The sequence below is a fragment of the Paraburkholderia sp. genome (assembly GCF_028283785.1).
In the GTDB taxonomy this organism is placed as follows: Bacteria; Pseudomonadota; Gammaproteobacteria; order Burkholderiales; family Burkholderiaceae; genus Paraburkholderia.
This window is the reverse complement of sequence record NZ_JAPWKB010000004.1, coordinates 16,673-32,920: the sequence shown is the minus strand read 5'-3', so window position 1 is coordinate 32,920 and position 16,248 is coordinate 16,673. Positions and strand designations below refer to the sequence as shown.

The window sequence follows — 16,248 nt, the reverse complement described above, 5'->3', positions numbered from 1 at the left end:
GCTTACTTGAAGTGGTGGCTCGCCGGCATCGGATCGGCGCCGCCGGTTGCGGCTTGCGTCGATTGTGCCGATTGCGCCGTGGGCGGGCCGTTTGCGGCCTTTTCGAGGCAGTAACCGAGGCCGCGCACGGTAATGATCCGCACGCCGCTCGGTTCGATCTTCTTGCGCAGCCGGTGCACGTAGACCTCGATGGCGTTGTTGCTGACTTCCTCGCCCCATTCGCACAGATGGTCGACCAGCTGTTCCTTCGACACCAGCCGTCCGATCCGCTGCAGAAGCACTTCCAGCAAACCGAGTTCGCGCGCCGACAGATCGATCACCTGCTCGTTGACGCACGCGATCCGCCCAACCTGATCGAACGACAGCGAGCCGTGCCGCATCACCGTCGGGCCGCCGCCCGCGCCGCGCCGCGTCAACGCGCGCACGCGCGCCTCGAGTTCGTTCAGCGCGAACGGTTTCGCCATGTAGTCGTCGGCGCCGAGATCGAGGCCTTTGACGCGCTCGTCGACGCTGTCGGCGGCCGTCAGGATCAGCACGGGAAGCGTCGAATTGCGGGCGCGCAGGCGACGCAGCACTTCGAGCCCGGACATGCGCGGCAGGCCGAGATCGAGGATCAGAAGATCGAAAGTTTGCATCGACAGCGCGGTGTCGGCTTCCACGCCGCTCTTGACGTGATCGACGGCGTAGGCCGATTGGCGGAGTGATCGGACCAGACCGTCCGCGAGTATGCTGTCGTCTTCGGCAATGAGAATTCGCATGGTGCGTCAGCCCGACGGTGCCGGCGCTGGATATTGCCCGGCGCGCAGCGGTCTCCAATAAATATTCTGAGTGGTTTGGCTTGAATACGCTTGCCAAAACCACTGTTTTTTTATACAGTGTCTGCGTTCCGTGTGTTGTCCGTACTGATGGGCTGCACACCTGCCTCAGACGCCGTTCATCATAGCAAAGGACGATTCATGGAAGATAGCAAGAAAGGCTCGGCTGGACTGACTGCTGAGAAGAGCAAGGCGCTCGCCGCCGCGCTCGCGCAGATCGAAAAACAGTTCGGCAAAGGGTCGGTCATGCGGCTCGGCGCAGGTGAGGCGGTTGAAGACATTCAGGTCGTCTCCACCGGTTCGCTGGGCCTGGACATCGCACTGGGCGTCGGCGGCTTGCCGCGTGGTCGCGTGGTCGAAATCTACGGACCGGAATCGTCGGGTAAAACCACGCTGACGCTGCAAGTCGTCGCAGAAATGCAAAAGCTGGGCGGCACCGCAGCGTTTATCGACGCGGAACACGCGCTGGACATCCAGTACGCGCGCAAGCTCGGCGTCAACGTGAACGAGTTGCTGGTTTCGCAGCCGGATACGGGCGAACAGGCACTGGAAATCGCCGATGCGCTGGTGCGCTCGGGCTCGATCGACATGATCGTGATCGACTCGGTTGCGGCACTCGTGCCGAAGGCCGAAATCGAAGGCGAAATGGGCGACTCGCTGCCGGGTCTGCAAGCGCGTCTGATGTCGCAGGCGCTGCGTAAGCTGACGGGCACGATCAAACGTACGAACTGCCTGGTGATCTTCATCAACCAGATCCGTATGAAGATCGGCGTGATGTTCGGCAATCCGGAAACCACCACCGGCGGTAACGCGCTGAAGTTCTACGCATCCGTGCGTCTGGACATCCGCCGTATCGGTTCGATCAAGAAGAACGACGAAGTGATCGGCAACGAAACGCGCGTGAAGGTCGTGAAGAACAAGGTGGCGCCACCGTTCCGCGAAGCGATCTTCGACATCCTGTACGGCGAAGGTATTTCGCGTCAGGGTGAGGTGATCGACCTCGGCGTGCAAGCCAAGATCGTCGACAAGGCGGGCGCCTGGTACAGCTACAACGGCGAACGCATTGGTCAAGGTAAAGACAACGCGCGTGAGTTCCTGCGTGAGAACCCGGACATTGCACGTGACATCGAAAACCGCATCCGCGAATCGCTGGGCGTGAACGCAATGGCGGAAGTCGCCGTCGGCGCACCTGCTGCGGCGGATGCGGAAGACGAAGAGTAATCGTCGCGTGTTTCGCAAGAGCCGCTCATCGTTCAGTGCCGCTAAATCAGGGCTCGGAAAGCGCGGCTCTCGCGCAGATGAAGACGATTCGTTCGAATCGTCTTCATCGTCCTCACCGGTTCAATCTTCTTCGCAGTCATTCGACGCCTCCACAGAAGAAGAGAATGGCGATCCGTTCGAATCATTCGACGCTCACGATCGCGCAGCCGGACATCACACCTATTCGCGATCCAGTGAACGTCGGGCGGGATTTTCCCGGTCGGGGTCGAGTCGCGCGGATTCGGGCTATTCGCGTTCGAGCCAATCCCGTTCAAGCCAGCCAGATTCGACACCATCTGACACTGTTTCGGAAATCACCGAAGCCACCGAAGCCACTTATTCGCGCTCACGTCGCGTACCCGGCGAACCCAAACCGGTCGATCCTGACGCAGCACAATCATCTAAGCGTCCTGCGCGCTCGCTGAAAGGCCGGGCGCTGGGTTATCTGTCGCGTCGCGAATACAGTCGCGCCGAATTGGCGCGCAAGCTCGCGCCTTACGTCGAAGAAACCGACAACCTCGACGCGCTGCTCGATGTACTCGAAACCGAGAACTGGCTCTCCGACACACGTTTTGCCGAGAGCCTGCTGCATCGGCGCTCGGGGCGGCTTGGCGCGAGCCGGATCGTCGGTGAGCTGAAGCGTCACGCGCTCGGGCAGACGCTGATCGAAGAGGCGAGCGCCCAGTTACGCGAGACGGAACTGCCACGCGCACTGGCCGTGTGGCAAAAGAAGTTCGGCAAGCTTCCCGAAACGCAGCAGGAGCGGGCGCGTCAGGCGCGCTTCCTCGCGTCGCGTGGTTTTTCGGGCGCGACGATCGGCAAGATCCTCAAAGGCATCGACGAAGACTTCGTCGACGGATAACGCGCGCGCCTCGCGCAACCCCATCTTTCCTCTCAAAGCCTTGCCCAGCTTGGGCCGCAGTGCCGTCCCCGACGGCTGCGACATTAAAGCATCTTGCAAGAATCGGATTTTGCGTGTTTCGGGCTGTCCCAAATATCCGATATGCTAAAATTCAGGGGTTTTCCCAATCCGGCCTTCCTTCCGCATGCCGCTTTCCACGCCAGTCTCCCGTCAGTTGCGACACCGTCGCGCGATACGAGCGGAAGCCTTTGAGCGTGAAGATGGTCTGTGGGATATCGAGGCATGCCTCACCGACGAAAAGCCACGCGATGTGGCGCTTGCGTCCGGTGTCAGGCCCAACGGTCAGCCGATCCATGAACTCTGGCTTCGCATCACGATCGATCGGAAGCTCAACGTCGTTGACGCGCAAGCGTCATCCGACTGGGTGCCCTATCCCGGTCTGTGCCAGAGCAGCAACCCCGCCTATCGCGCCCTCATCGGGCTCAATCTGTTCCATAACTTCCGTCGCGATGCCAACCGTTTGCTCGGTGGCACGGCTGGCTGCACGCATCTCACCGAGTTGTGTGCCGTCCTGCCGACGGCTGCCATTCAGGCCTTCGCGGGCGACGTGTGGAACACCAACGATGGCGCGCCGGGCGGCGGTCACGAAGATCCCGCCGGATCGGCACAACCCGCGGGCCCCGGCGAGTCGGCCGGTGCATCACAGGCGGCAGGCAAGACCGTCGAAGGAAACGCAGAAAACTGTCATTCCAATGACAAACCGCCATTCCAGTTGGGGCGCTGCCATGCGCTGCGTTTCGACGGAGCGGCGGTGAGACAGTTTTATCCGCGCTGGTATGGCCGCGCCCCGCGTTCTTCGGAACGCACGGACGCGTCGAATGAGCGGACCAACCGCCAGGCCGATCAAGGCGGAGACGGTGGAGACGCATCGCTCATCACCAGCAAGCGCGAGCTCAGCGGAAACGAAGTTCAATCCAACTCTCAGACTGAAGGGAATCACGCATGAAGATTCACGAGTACCAGGGTAAGGAAATCCTGCGGAAATTCGGAGTCGCGGTACCGCGCGGCAAGCCGGTATTCTCGGTGGATGACGCGGTCAAGGCCGCTGAAGAGCTTGGCGGCCCGGTGTGGGTCGTGAAGGCTCAGATCCATGCGGGTGGCCGTGGTAAGGGCGGTGGCGTGAAGGTTGCCAAGTCGCTGGAACAGGTTCGCGAGTATTCGGAACAGATCCTCGGCATGCAGCTCGTCACGCACCAGACCGGTCCGGAAGGCCAGAAGGTGAATCGTCTGCTGATCGAAGAAGGCGCTGACATCAAGAAGGAATTGTATGTCGGCCTGGTGATCGATCGCGTTACGCAGAAGATCGTCGTGATGGCATCGAGCGAAGGCGGCATGGACGTCGAAGAAGTCGCGGAAAAGACGCCTGAGCTGATCCACAAGATCGCAGTCGACCCGGCAACCGGTCTGAAAGACGCCGAAGCCGACGAGCTGGCAACGAAGATCGGCGTGCCCGCCGCTTCGCTGCCGCAAGCACGTTCGATCCTGCAAGGCCTGTACAAGGCATTCTGGGACACCGACGCGTCGCTGGCCGAAATCAACCCGCTGATCCTGACCGGCGACGGCAAGGTCATCGCGCTGGACGCCAAGTTCAACTTCGATTCGAACGCACTGTTCCGTCACCCGGAAATCGTCGCGTATCGCGATATCGACGAAGAAGATCCGGCTGAAGTCGAAGCGTCGAAGTTCGACCTCGCGTACATCTCGCTCGACGGCAACATCGGCTGCCTCGTGAACGGCGCAGGCCTCGCAATGGCAACGATGGACACCATCAAGCTGTTCGGCGGCGAACCGGCGAACTTCCTGGACGTCGGCGGTGGCGCGACGACCGAGAAGGTCACGGAAGCGTTCAAGATCATGCTGAAGAATCCGAACCTGACGGCGATTCTGGTCAACATCTTCGGCGGCATCATGCGCTGCGACGTGATCGCGGAAGGCGTGATCGCGGCGTCGAAGGCCGTGTCGCTGAAGGTGCCGCTCGTCGTGCGCATGAAAGGCACGAACGAAGACCTCGGCAAGAAGATGCTGGCTGAATCCGGCCTGCCGATCATCGCGGCAGACAGCATGGAAGAAGCTGCGCAGAAGGTCGTCGCGGCCGCTCAAGGCAAGGCGTAAGCCAAGCCCGGCGTTCACCAGGATTACGAATGGCGGCGCAACGAAGCCATGCGGCGCGGGCGGAGAAACTCCGCGCGCGGCCCGCATAGGCCGACCGTCGCCAAACGAACAGAGGTCAATACATGTCGATTCTGATCAACAAAGACACCAAGGTCATCACGCAGGGCATTACCGGCAAGACCGGTCAGTTCCACACGCGCGCATGCCGTGAATATGCAAACGGTCGCGAAGCGTACGTTGCGGGCGTGAACCCGAAGCGCGCAGGCGAAGATTTCGAAGGCATTCCTATCTACGCAAGCGTCGCGGAAGCGAAGGCTGAAACGGGCGCAACCGTGTCGGTCATCTACGTGCCGCCGGCAGGCGCTGCGGCTGCAATCTGGGAAGCGGTCGAAGCCGACCTGGATCTCGCAATCTGTATCACGGAAGGCATTCCCGTCCGTGACATGATCGAGCTCAAGGCGCGTATGCGCGCGGAAAACCGCAAGACGCTGCTGCTCGGACCGAACTGCCCGGGCACGATCACGCCGGACGAACTGAAGATCGGCATCATGCCGGGTCACATCCATCGCAAGGGCCGCATCGGCGTCGTGTCGCGTTCGGGCACGCTGACGTACGAAGCAGTCGGTCAACTGACGGCGATCGGCCTGGGCCAATCGTCGGCAGTCGGTATCGGCGGCGACCCGATCAACGGTCTGAAGCACATCGACGTGATGAAGATGTTCAACGACGATCCGGACACGGACGCCGTCATCATGATCGGCGAGATCGGTGGTCCGGACGAAGCGAATGCTGCTGAGTGGATCAAGGACAACATGAAGAAGCCGGTGGTCGGCTTCATCGCCGGCGTCACGGCGCCTCCGGGCAAGCGCATGGGCCACGCCGGCGCGCTGATCTCGGGCGGTGCGGATACGGCTGAAGCAAAGCTGGAAATCATGGAAGCCTGCGGTATCACCGTCACGAAGAACCCGTCGGAAATGGCGCGTCTGCTGAAGGCGATGCTGTAATCGACTGAGGCGATTCAAGCCTTTTTTGATATGCTTACGGAATCCTTTCCGTGAGTGGCAGTCTCAAAGCGAGGGAGCGAAAACTCCCTCGCTTTTTTATTGCCCGCACGCTTCCCGCACTGTCGGCCTTCTTCGCTTTCATTTACTCTTTTGGCCATGCTCGAGTTCTTCGCAACGCTCCATTGGGGCGCAGTTATCCAGATCGTCATCATCGACATTCTGCTGGGCGGCGATAACGCCGTGGTCATCGCGCTCGCCTGCCGTAACCTGCCGCCCGCACAGCGCACACGCGGCGTCCTGTGGGGCACGCTCGGCGCAATCGTGCTGCGGGTCGTGCTGATCGCATTCGCGGTCGCGCTGCTGGATGTGCCGCTGCTGAAGTTCGCGGGCGGGCTGTTGTTGCTGTGGATCGGCGTGCGCCTGATGGCGCCCGCGCACGACGCGCACGAGCATGTGAAGCCGGCGGACAAACTGCTCGCGGCGATCAAGACCATCATCATCGCCGACGCCGTGATGAGCCTCGACAACGTGATCGCGATCGCGGGCGCGGCGGAAGCGGCGGACCCGCAGCATCGGCTGGCGCTGGTGATCTTCGGTTTGATCGTCAGCATCCCGCTGATCGTGTGGGGAAGCCAGATCGTGCTGAAATTGCTCGACCGCTTCCCGGTCGTCATCACGCTGGGCGCGGCGTTGCTCGGCTGGATCGCGGGCGGTCTGATCGTCAACGACCCGGCCGGCGACCGTTGGCCGATCCTCGATACCCCGGCCGCCGAATACGGGATGAGCCTCGCCGGCGCGGTGTTCGTGGTGGGCGTCGGCTATCTGTTCAAGCGGCGCAATGCGCGTCGAGCAGCGGCCTGAACGGTATTCACTACCACTTGGCAGGTCAGCGCGGACATTCGACGTTAGCCATCTGGCCGACTCGTTGATCGCCGGTTCGACCGATACGATCTGAGCGCCTGTTCCGATTCCGGAGCAGGCGTTTTTCGTTTCTGGAGTCAGCCGATGATCGTCTCTTTCCCCGCTGTTTCTTTCCGTCCGCGTTCGTGGTGGCACATTTTCGCGGCCACGCTCGAAGCCAGGCTTTTCCGCCGCCTTAAGTCCACCCGGCCATGTTGCCGCGACCTTCCGGCCGATCCCGCCCGAAGACCTGTCACGCGATGGCGCGCGCAGCTCGCGCGCGCATGCGGCTTCGGCTTCACGTTGATCGAACTGATGATCGTGCTGGCGATCGTCGGCGTGATTGCCGCGTATGCGATTCCGGCGTATCAGGATTATCTGGCGCGTAGCCGGGTCGGCGAAGGCCTGTCGCTGGCGAATGCCGCGCGGATGGCGGTTGCGGACAATGCCGCGAACGGCGTCGCGTTCAGCAGCGGGTATTCGACGCCGCCGGGCACGCGTAACGTCGAATCGATCCATGTCGACGACGACACCGGCCAGATCACGATTGTGTACACGGCGCGCGTGTCGGCGAGCGGTACGAACACGCTGGTGATGGTCCCTTCGACGCCCGACAATGCCGACACCCCGAGCGCGCGCACGCCGCTCGCGAAGGGCGCAGCACAAACCGGCACGCTCACGTGGGAATGTTTCGCGGGCGGCAAGGCCGCGTCTTCGTTGCCCGCGCCGGGCGCCGGACCGATGCCCGCCGAGGCCGCGACATTGCCGTCGAATCTCGCGCCGCCGGAGTGTCGCGCGTGACGGAGCGGTTCGAACCGGTGACGCAGCCTGAAAACGCGCGCATCGCGTCGCCAATGCGGTCGCGCACCATGCAAATCCGCCGTTAGAGTCCGATTTCGGGATATTTACCGCGTACCGGCGCACAGCCCCTGGAATTTTTTGTATAGTGCGCCGGTTGCTGACGCCCCGGTTCCCTATGCCCACTCCATTTGCGCGTTTCCTGTCTTTCGTTCTGCTGGCGCTTGCGTTGATTCTGCCTTACGCAATCGTCAACCATACGTATCCGATTCCGACGTTCTACGCGGAGTACACGGCGCTGTCGGCCTATCTGCTGGTTGGCGCGGCGGTTGTACTGCTTTACGCAACGTCGAGGCCGAAGCTCCCGTTCGCGTCGCCGACGGTCGCGCTGGTGCCGCTCGCCTTCGGTTTACTGCTCGTCTTGCAATCGTTCGTATTGCCGGTTGCGCAACCGTCGATGAACTGGCTCGGCGGCGGTTACCTGCTGGCCGCGTTTATGGCGACGCATGCGGGTTACGGCCTGACGCGCGCGCGGCTGACCGACGAAACCTTGCAATGGGCCGCGATCGCGTTGATCGTCGGTGGGCTGTTTGCGGTGTTTTGTCAGGTGATCCAGCTGTTCCACCTAGAAGTGAAGGTGAGCCCGCTGGTGGTCGCCTACAACGTCACGGTGGACCGCCGGCCGTTCGGCAATATGGCGCAGGCGAACCATCTCGCCACCTATATCGCGTTCGCAATGGCGGGTGCGCTGTTTCTGGTGCAGACACGCCGCATCAATATTGCGGTGTGGGCGCTGGTGTCCACGATTTTTGCAGTGGGTCTCGCGCTGACGGTGTCGCGGGGGCCGTGGCTGCAAATGGCGGTGATCGTCGTCGCCGGTCTCTGGATGGCGTTCGCGCAGACGCGCAATGACCCGGCCATGCGTCGCAGCAATCGCGAATGGTTGATTCCGGTCGCGCTCGCGGTGCTGTTTTTCGTCGTCAATGCGCTGATCCGTTGGGCCAACGTGCGTTATCAGCTCGCGCTGGGCGAATCGGCGGCCGATCGTTTCAAGGATGCCGGACAGATCGCGCCGCGTCTCGCGCTGTGGAAATACGGCTGGACGATGTTCAAGACACATCCATTGATGGGTGTCGGCTGGGGCGAGTTTCCGCGTTACCAGTTCGACCTGGCGCGGCATCTGGGCGGCGTCGAGATCGCCAACAATTCGCACGACATCTTTATCGACCTGCTCGCCAAAACCGGCGTGATCGGTCTTGCCATCGCGTTTCTCGGTCTGGTGGCGTGGCTGGTGCGCGTCATCCGTGCGCCGCAAACGGCGTCGCGCATCTTCGGCGTTGCGCTGATCGGCGTGCTGGTGATGCACGCACTGGTCGAGTATCCGCAGCAGTACATGTTCTTCCTGCTGCCGGCGATGTTCGTGCTGGGTCTGCTGGAAACGCGTCCGTTGCGCCTCGTGCCGCGCGGCGCGTCGTTCGGCGCGTTCGCGGTGATCGTGTTTGGCGGGATTGCCGCGCTGTATCCGGTGTATCGCGACTATGCACGCGCCGAGGTGCTGTACTACGGCTCGCGACCGGCCGAGCAGTATCAGGCCGATCCCTCGTTCATGTTCCAGGCGTGGGGCGAGTACGGCATGGCGACCTTGCTGCCGATGAACGCGCAAGATCTGCCGCACAAGCTCGCGATGCACAAGCAGGCGCTCGCGTTGTTGCCCGGCGAAACGGTGTTGCGGCGTTATGCGGTGTTGCAGGCGCTGAGCGGCGATACCGACGGCGCGTTCGATACGGTCGCGCGTCTGAAGATTTTCGCCGAGGAACTGAAGGACTGGCCGACGCAGCAGACGTATCTGTATCAGCTATGCGATGAACAGAAGTCGCTGGCCGGATTCAAGGCCGAACTGGTGAAGCACTACGGCACGCCGGCCAATGGCGCCGTTCCGGACGACGAAGAGTCGGACGACGAGTAATCAACCAGGCGTCGCCTGGCTGCGCGGACTTTGAGGGATTCGGGGAAAGACAGGTGCCGGTGAATCCGGCACTTACTCCGCCGCTTACGCCGCCACCCAATCCCCCGATTTCCCGCCGTGCTTCTCCAGCACTTTCACATCGGTGATCGTCATGCCGCGATCCACCGCCTTGCACATGTCGTACACCGTCAGCAGCCCAACCTGCACGGCGGTCAGCGCTTCCATCTCCACGCCCGTGCGTCCCAGCGTTTCCACCTGCACCGTGCAATGCACGGCGGGCGTCGCTTCATCCAGTTCGAACTCGACCTTCACGCGCGTCAGCGCCAGCGGATGACATAGCGGGATCAGGTCGGCGGTACGTTTCGCGCCCTGGATCGCCGCGATCCGCGCGATGCCGATCACGTCGCCTTTTTTCGCATTGCCGTCGCGGATCAGCGCGAAGGTATCGGGCAGCATCCGGATCGAGCCGCGCGCGATCGCGATCCGCTTCGTTTCCTGTTTGCCGCCGACGTCCACCATATGCGCCTGTCCGGCGGCGTCGAAATGGGTGAGTTCTGCCATGTTGGGCTCCTTCAGAGGGCGCTAATCATAACAGCGCGCCGCGCCCCGGCCCGCGCTGCACTTCGCGTGGATCACGCCGCCGCTTCGAGCCGGTTTTGACCACGCTCCACGGCACGCCGACTGCGCATTTTCGCGTCGGCATTCATTACAATTGCTTAATCGTCGCCGTTCGCCTGCCATCTTATGCCGCGTGCGCAGGCGTCGCTCTGGATTGCGCAACCGGTCCCTGCAATGCGTCTGAAACGGACACTCGCCGCGTTTCTATCCGCCGCGCTCGCGCTGCCGCCCGGCGCGTATCCGCAATCGCTGGCCACGCAGCAGGCGTCGCAGAGCGGCGCGATCGCACCGTCTTCCGCTCCCGCTCCCACATCGTCAGCCCGTTCTTCGCCGCCGCCGGTCCTGCCGGGCAAGGTGCTGTCGCTTGGGACCGTGGTCGTCGGGCCGTCTCCGGAAGCGCCGGCGTCGCGACGCACATCGCTGGCGTCCACGCTGCCGGCCGACATCGCGCCCGGCGTGTTCGGTGTCTACGGTGGTGCCGAAAACCGGCTCTCGGGTCACGCGGGCGCACTCGTCACGCATCTCGGTTCGCCGTTGCTCAACCAGCAGTTGCCCGACCTCGGCAACGGCGGTTCGGGTGCGTTGACGCCCGAGGCCGAGCGCAAACTCGGCGAGCGTGCGATGCGCGAAATCCGTCGCGATCCCGATTATCTCGACGACTGGCTGCTGCGCGACTATCTGAATTCGGTCGCGGGAAAACTCGCGGCGGCGGCGAGCGCGCAATACATCGGCGGCTATCGGCCGGACTTCGATCTGTTCGCTGTGCGCGACGCGCAGATCAACGCGTTTTCGATGCCGGGCGGCTTTATCGGCGTGAATACCGGGCTGATCGTCGCGACGCAAACCGAGTCGGAACTCGCGTCGGTGATCGGCCACGAAATGGGACACGTGCTGCAACGACACATCGCGCGAATGATTTCGACCGGCGAGCACGGCACCTACGCCGCGCTCGCCGCGATGCTGCTCGGCGTGCTGGCGGGCGTGGTCGCGCACAGCGGCGACCTGGGCAGCGCGATCGCGATCGGCGGCCAGGCGTATGCGGTCGACAACCAGTTGCGTTTCTCCCGCTCGGCCGAACACGAAGCCGACCGCGTCGGCTTTTTGCTGCTGACCGGCGCGGGTTACGACCCGTACGCGATGGTGACGTTTTTCGGCCGTCTGGATCGCGGTTCGCTCGACGATACGGCCGTGCCGCAATACGCGCGCACGCATCCGCTCAGCGGCGAACGGATGGCCGATATGGCCGACCGCGCGCGTCGGGTGCCTTACCGGCAACCGCGTCAGTCGTCGGAATATGGTTTTGCGCGCGCCCGTGCGCGGGTATTGCAGGACCGTTCGCGCAGCGAATACGCGGACGAAATCAGCCGGATGCGCGCTGAAATCGAGGATCGCACCGCGCTCAATATCGCCGCGAACTGGTACGGCATCGCGCTTGCGCAAAGCTTGCTCGAACAATACGACGACGCGTCGATATCGCTCGCGACCGCGCGCACCACGTTCGGCGCGTTCGAGCACGCCGAAGGCGACGCACAGCGCAGCACCCCGAGTCTCGACGTACTGGCCGCCGATATCGCCCGTCGCGCGGGCCGCAACGACGATGCGGTGCGGCTTGCCGCGATCGCGCAACAGCGCTGGCCCGATTCGCACGCGGCGATCGACATGCATTTGCGCACGTTAATCACGGCGAAGCGCTTCACCGACGCACAGACGCTCGCGGCGACGGAAACCCGCGACGATCCCCGTCAGCCGGCATGGTGGACTTATCTTGCGCAGGCGAGCGCGGGAAGCGGCGATGCACTCGAACAGCATCGCGCGCTGGCGGAAAAGTTTGCGTTGGAAGGGGCGTGGCCGTCGGCGATTCGCCAGTTAAAGCAGGCGCGCGACATGAAAACCGTCGGTTACTACGATCTGTCCACGATCGATGCGCGTCTGCATGAGCTGGAGACGCGCTACAAGGAAGAGCGCGAAGAAGCTAAAAACAGCGGCTGACGTCGGATAATGGCCGATTGCCATTAACGCGCGCTGCCGCTCAGGATTCCCGCGCCGCGCGTGCAGCCGGACTCGCGACAAAACCGAAACGCGTCGGCACGTCGTCGCAACGGACGGCGTGCAGCGGCAAGGTCACGTCGGCACGCCAATGGAATTCGCCGCTGGTGCCGTCGTCGGACAGATCGGCGTGGGCGGAAAACAGATCGAGGTCATGATCGTGCAGCGCCGCGACGCGCGGGAGCGCGTGCGTCGGGTCCGGCGAGGCGGTGAACAGCACGCCGCCCGCGTCGTCGAGATACGTGGCGGCAGGCTCGAACGGCTCGCCTGCCTGATCGGCCAGCGTCAGCGCGCCGTTCATCACGGACAGCCTGACGATCCACGGCGTGTAGGCCAGTTCCACGTAGACGCGCTGCGGCCCGTTCTGGAAGAACCATTGACCGTCGGCGTCCGCGTCGTAATTGCGATTGATGAAGCCGAGCAGCGCGGTATGCCGGATCGGGTCGCCGGGCGCGCCCGCCGCCTGCGCGGCATCGTCGCGCATCCGCCAATTGCCGCGCCGGTCGAGCAGCAGCCATCCCGTGCAATGCGGGACGTTGGGCCATTTGGCGAGCGCCTGTCGAACGATGTCATCCATGATTGATGAAGGGCGCGAGATAGCCGAAAACACGTCGAGAAAGCCAGTCGATCCTGCCCGGAAACGGTCCGGTCATAAAGCCGACGTGGCCGCCATGCCGCGGCTGGTCGAGTTCCACCGCCGCCGATACTTCATGCCGCGACGGCAGCACCGCGCCGGGCAGAAACGGATCGTTGCGTGCGTTCAGAACAAGCGTCGGCACGGTGATGCCGGGCAGCAGCGGCCGGGTGGTGGCGCTCGTCCAGTAATCGTCCGCGTCGCGAAAACCATGCAGCGGCGCGGTGACGACGTCGTCGAACGCGTGCATCGTACGGCTCGCTAGCATCGTCGGGGCGTCGAACAGACCCGGATACTGATCGAGCTTTTGCAGCGCCTTGCGCTTGAGCGTTTTCAGAAAGCTGCGCGTGTAGACCTTGCCGAATCCTTGTGACAGCGCGCGGCCGCCCGCGTGCACGTCGAGCGGTGCGGAGATCGCCGCGGCCGCCGTCACGAACGACGCGTCTTCGCGACGCTCGCCGAGCCAGCGCAGCAGCACGTTGCCGCCGAGCGACACGCCCGCCGCGACGATCGGCCCGCGATGTGACGCGCGCAGACGGCGCAACACCCAATCGACTTCGTCGCTATCCGCGAGATGGTAGAAACGCGGCAACAGGTTCAGGGATCCGCTGCAACTGCGGAAATGCGGCACCACGCCATGCCAGCCGTACGCGCGCGCGGCCGCCATCAGCGCGCGCGCGTAGTGCGACGACGAACTGCCTTCGAGGCCGTGAAACAGCACGAACAGCGGGGCGTCGTCAGGCGGCGTGGGTTGGGCGAGCGTTTGCGACAGCGTCGGAACGGCTCCGGCAAGCGGTTCGTGCAACAGCCAGTCCACGTCGATGAAATCGCCATCGGGCGTATCCCAGCGCTCGCGACGGTAATTGACGTCGGGGCGGCGCGCGAACAGCGCGGGAACGATGGTCTGGATATGGCTGTTGGGCAACCAGAGCGGAGCGCGGTAGAGCAACTCGATGGCCGCGGCGCTGGCCGTGTCGCTCGTTGTGTCGCCGGCCGCACGCTGGGTCAGGCCGGGAGAAGCGGATTTGTTGTGAGTCGTGCTCATACCTGCAACCGGTTCAACGAAAAACGAAAAACGTCAGTGCAACGGCCCCTGGCCATGACGCATTTTCGCCGCGAACTGGCTGGCGGCTTCGTTCGGCATCGCACTTGCGTGAATATGCGCGATCTTCCATTCGCCGCGCTCGTGGACCATCACGTAAGTCGTGAAGACCATTGCCGGCGATGCGGCCGGATCTGCCGGGCGATGCGCTTCGGCGATCGCATACACGACCGTGCCGAGACTGTCGTACACACGGATATCGAGCGGCTCGATGCTGACCGGCGCGAGTTCGAGTTGCACCGACAAACCGGCGCGAATCGCTTCCAGCCCGTGCAGATGCGAGCCGTCGGCGCAGATGCAACTGACGAACTCTTCGTCGATCCACAAGCCCATCAAGGCGTCGACATTGACCTCGGCGATCGCCTGATAGTAGGCGTGGAGGGTATCGGCGGCAGCTTCGAAGATATGGGCAAAACGTGGCATGGCTCGTCAGTCTCTAGTGCGCGGCGCCGAGGTGGCGCGGTTGCGGATCAGCAGTCGGCGGTGTTGCCGCGACTGCTTCGAGGATGCGCGCGCCGTGAGGCGCGAGCATGACGCGACGCGGCGTGCGTGCGGTGTTGCGTGAAAATCAGCGTTGCGCGAGCAACATGCCGCGCAGGTCGCCGAATACCTGTTCGGCGCTGAGTTGCCGCAGGCAGTTCAGATGACCGAGCGGACACTCGCGCTGGAAACAGGGACTGCATTCGAGATGCAACCATTGTACCTTCGCAAGCTCGGACAGGGGCGGCGTGTGGCGCGGATCCGTGGAGCCGAACACGGCGACCAGCGGGCGACGCAGGGCCGCCGCCACGTGCATCAGGCCGGAGTCGTTGGTGACGACGGCGCTGGCCCGCGAGATCAGCGCGCACGCTTCGCCGAGCGCGGTCTGGCCGCACAGATTGCGCACGTTCGGCGCCTTGTCGGCGATGGCTTGCGCGAGCGGTGCGTCTTTCGGCGAGCCGAGCGCGACGATCTGCGTGTAAGGGAACGACTGGCCGACCATTTGCGCGAGCGCCGCGAAATGCTCGGGCGGCCAGCGCTTGGCCGGGCCGAACTCCGCGCCGGGGCAGAACACCAGCAACGGCACGCGGGTATCCAGATTGAAGCGTGCCGATACGCGCACGGCTTCGTTCGGATCCGCGTCGAGGCGCGGCATCGGCAGCTCGTCGGGCGCTTTTGCGCCGGGCGTGTACGCGAGCGCCGCGTACTGCCCGACCATCGGCGGACGCGCGTCCTTGCGCGGATTCGCGTGGCGCACGTTGAGCAGCCCGTAACGGCTTTCGCCGGTATAGCCGATGCGCAGCGGAATGCCCGCCATCCACGGAATCAGCGCCGATTTCAACGAATTCGGCAGCACATACGCGGCGTCGTAACCGACTTCGCGCAAATCGCTGGCAAGCTGCCAGCGGCGCAGCATCTGCAGCTTGCCGTGCGCGAGATCCGTGGCGTGGACGTCGCGAATCTCCGGCATCCGTTCGAGGACGGGCGCGACCCACGACGGCGCGACCGCATCGATCGCGATGCGCGGGTGCAATTTCACGAGGCGCGAGAACAACGGCTGCGCCATCAATGCGTCACCGATCCAGTTCGGTGCGATAACCAACGCGCGACGCATCAGGGTGAGTTTCCGGTGTCGAATAGAAGCGCCGCGCGATCTATGCGCGCGACGTTCGGGTTGTAAGGGGGAGACGGTCGCCCATGCTGCAATGGCGGCTGCGTCCGATGCGGATTGACCGTTTCGGGTGGCATCGGGCCACGGCTGCCGGGCGCCGTACGCGCGCTCGCGGCGTTCGCGGGCACTGCGCTATCTACGTTATCGGCGGGCCGGCGGTCTTGTTTAGTGACCTTTGACGACTTCGCCGTCGCGCAGCTTGTAACGCGTGCCGCAATACGGGCAACGCGCCTCGCCGTGCGTGACGTCGATGAACACGCGCGGATGGGCGCTCCAGCGCGCCATTGCGGGGTTCGGGCAATACGCGGGCAGGTCTTTCGCCGACAGTTCGACCAGCGGCATTTCCTTGATTTCGCTCATGTGGCTTTCTCGTTTTCAGCTGTGGGGCGTATGTGGGCGTGGGCGGCGCGCGCCGGGGCC

16 protein-coding genes are annotated in these 16,248 nt (G+C 63.6%); 9 read left to right on the top strand and 7 right to left on the bottom strand.

Annotated elements, in window-relative coordinates; all coding sequences use genetic code 11:
- Nucleotides 1–2 precede the first annotated feature (2 nt).
- Nucleotides 3–758: a response regulator transcription factor gene (locus PW947_RS03365; protein WP_299629657.1), complete on the bottom strand. Its 756-nt coding sequence runs from the start codon at nucleotides 756–758 to the stop codon at nucleotides 3–5.
- Nucleotides 759–956: 198 nt separating this feature from the next.
- On the opposite strand from PW947_RS03365, the gene recA reads away from it, so the two are divergent.
- From recA to PW947_RS03325, 8 genes are all read left to right on the top strand, one after another.
- Nucleotides 957–2,036 (top strand): recombinase RecA, encoded by a 1,080-nt coding sequence (recA, locus tag PW947_RS03360; protein WP_299629656.1) that lies wholly within the window; start codon nucleotides 957–959, stop codon nucleotides 2,034–2,036.
- Nucleotides 2,037–2,043: 7 nt separating this feature from the next.
- Complete coding sequence (recX, locus tag PW947_RS03355; RefSeq protein WP_299629790.1) at nucleotides 2,044–2,937, top strand: recombination regulator RecX; 894 nt, start codon at nucleotides 2,044–2,046, stop codon at nucleotides 2,935–2,937.
- Between the two features lie 184 nt (nucleotides 2,938–3,121).
- Nucleotides 3,122–3,943, top strand: coding sequence for a DUF2889 domain-containing protein (locus PW947_RS03350; protein WP_299629655.1), 822 nt, complete (start codon nucleotides 3,122–3,124; stop codon nucleotides 3,941–3,943).
- A complete protein-coding gene (sucC, locus tag PW947_RS03345; protein WP_299629654.1) occupies nucleotides 3,940–5,109 on the top strand; it encodes an ADP-forming succinate--CoA ligase subunit beta in 1,170 nt (389 codons plus the stop codon). Before PW947_RS03350 ends, sucC begins: the two co-directional genes overlap by 4 nt.
- A gap of 122 nt (nucleotides 5,110–5,231) precedes the next feature.
- Entirely contained in the window at nucleotides 5,232–6,113 is an 882-nt protein-coding gene (gene sucD / locus PW947_RS03340; RefSeq protein ID WP_299629653.1) for a succinate--CoA ligase subunit alpha, read from the top strand.
- 156 nt (nucleotides 6,114–6,269) lie between these two features.
- Nucleotides 6,270–6,974: a TerC family protein gene (locus PW947_RS03335; protein ID WP_299629652.1), complete on the top strand. Its 705-nt coding sequence runs from the start codon at nucleotides 6,270–6,272 to the stop codon at nucleotides 6,972–6,974.
- A gap of 144 nt (nucleotides 6,975–7,118) precedes the next feature.
- Entirely contained in the window at nucleotides 7,119–7,814 is a 696-nt protein-coding gene (locus tag PW947_RS03330; RefSeq protein WP_299629651.1) for a pilin, read from the top strand.
- Nucleotides 7,815–7,989: 175 nt separating this feature from the next.
- On the top strand, nucleotides 7,990–9,777 hold the full coding sequence (locus PW947_RS03325; protein WP_299629650.1) for a Wzy polymerase domain-containing protein: 1,788 nt from the start codon (nucleotides 7,990–7,992) through the stop codon (nucleotides 9,775–9,777).
- 84 nt (nucleotides 9,778–9,861) lie between these two features.
- On the opposite strand, the gene moaC is transcribed toward PW947_RS03325, so the two are convergent.
- Nucleotides 9,862–10,338 (bottom strand): cyclic pyranopterin monophosphate synthase MoaC, encoded by a 477-nt coding sequence (moaC, locus tag PW947_RS03320; protein WP_299629649.1) that lies wholly within the window; start codon nucleotides 10,336–10,338, stop codon nucleotides 9,862–9,864.
- A gap of 231 nt (nucleotides 10,339–10,569) precedes the next feature.
- Between moaC and PW947_RS03315 the strand changes: the two genes are divergently transcribed.
- Nucleotides 10,570–12,384: a M48 family metalloprotease gene (locus PW947_RS03315; RefSeq protein WP_299629648.1), complete on the top strand. Its 1,815-nt coding sequence runs from the start codon at nucleotides 10,570–10,572 to the stop codon at nucleotides 12,382–12,384.
- Between the two features lie 40 nt (nucleotides 12,385–12,424).
- On the opposite strand, the gene PW947_RS03310 is transcribed toward PW947_RS03315, so the two are convergent.
- The 5 genes from PW947_RS03310 to PW947_RS03290 all read right to left on the bottom strand — a co-directional run bounded on the left by PW947_RS03310 (nucleotide 12,425) and on the right by PW947_RS03290 (nucleotide 16,188).
- Nucleotides 12,425–13,018 (bottom strand): DUF2946 family protein, encoded by a 594-nt coding sequence (locus tag PW947_RS03310; RefSeq protein ID WP_299629647.1) that lies wholly within the window; start codon nucleotides 13,016–13,018, stop codon nucleotides 12,425–12,427.
- Nucleotides 13,011–14,120, bottom strand: a complete 1,110-nt coding sequence (locus tag PW947_RS03305) for a hydrolase (protein WP_299629646.1) — start codon at nucleotides 14,118–14,120, stop codon at nucleotides 13,011–13,013. The genes PW947_RS03310 and PW947_RS03305 overlap by 8 nt, the downstream gene beginning before the upstream one ends.
- A 33-nt stretch (nucleotides 14,121–14,153) precedes the next feature.
- Nucleotides 14,154–14,600 (bottom strand): nuclear transport factor 2 family protein, encoded by a 447-nt coding sequence (locus tag PW947_RS03300; protein ID WP_299629645.1) that lies wholly within the window; start codon nucleotides 14,598–14,600, stop codon nucleotides 14,154–14,156.
- 145 nt (nucleotides 14,601–14,745) lie between these two features.
- The gene (gene waaF / locus PW947_RS03295) at nucleotides 14,746–15,771 is read right to left on the bottom strand and encodes a lipopolysaccharide heptosyltransferase II (RefSeq protein ID WP_299629644.1); all 1,026 of its coding nucleotides are present in this window, start codon (nucleotides 15,769–15,771) and stop codon (nucleotides 14,746–14,748) included.
- Nucleotides 15,772–15,993: 222 nt separating this feature from the next.
- Nucleotides 15,994–16,188 carry a zinc-finger domain-containing protein gene (locus PW947_RS03290; RefSeq protein ID WP_122153464.1) on the bottom strand — a complete coding sequence of 65 codons (195 nt, stop codon included), beginning with the start codon at nucleotides 16,186–16,188 and terminating at the stop codon, nucleotides 15,994–15,996.
- Nucleotides 16,189–16,248 lie beyond the last annotated feature (60 nt).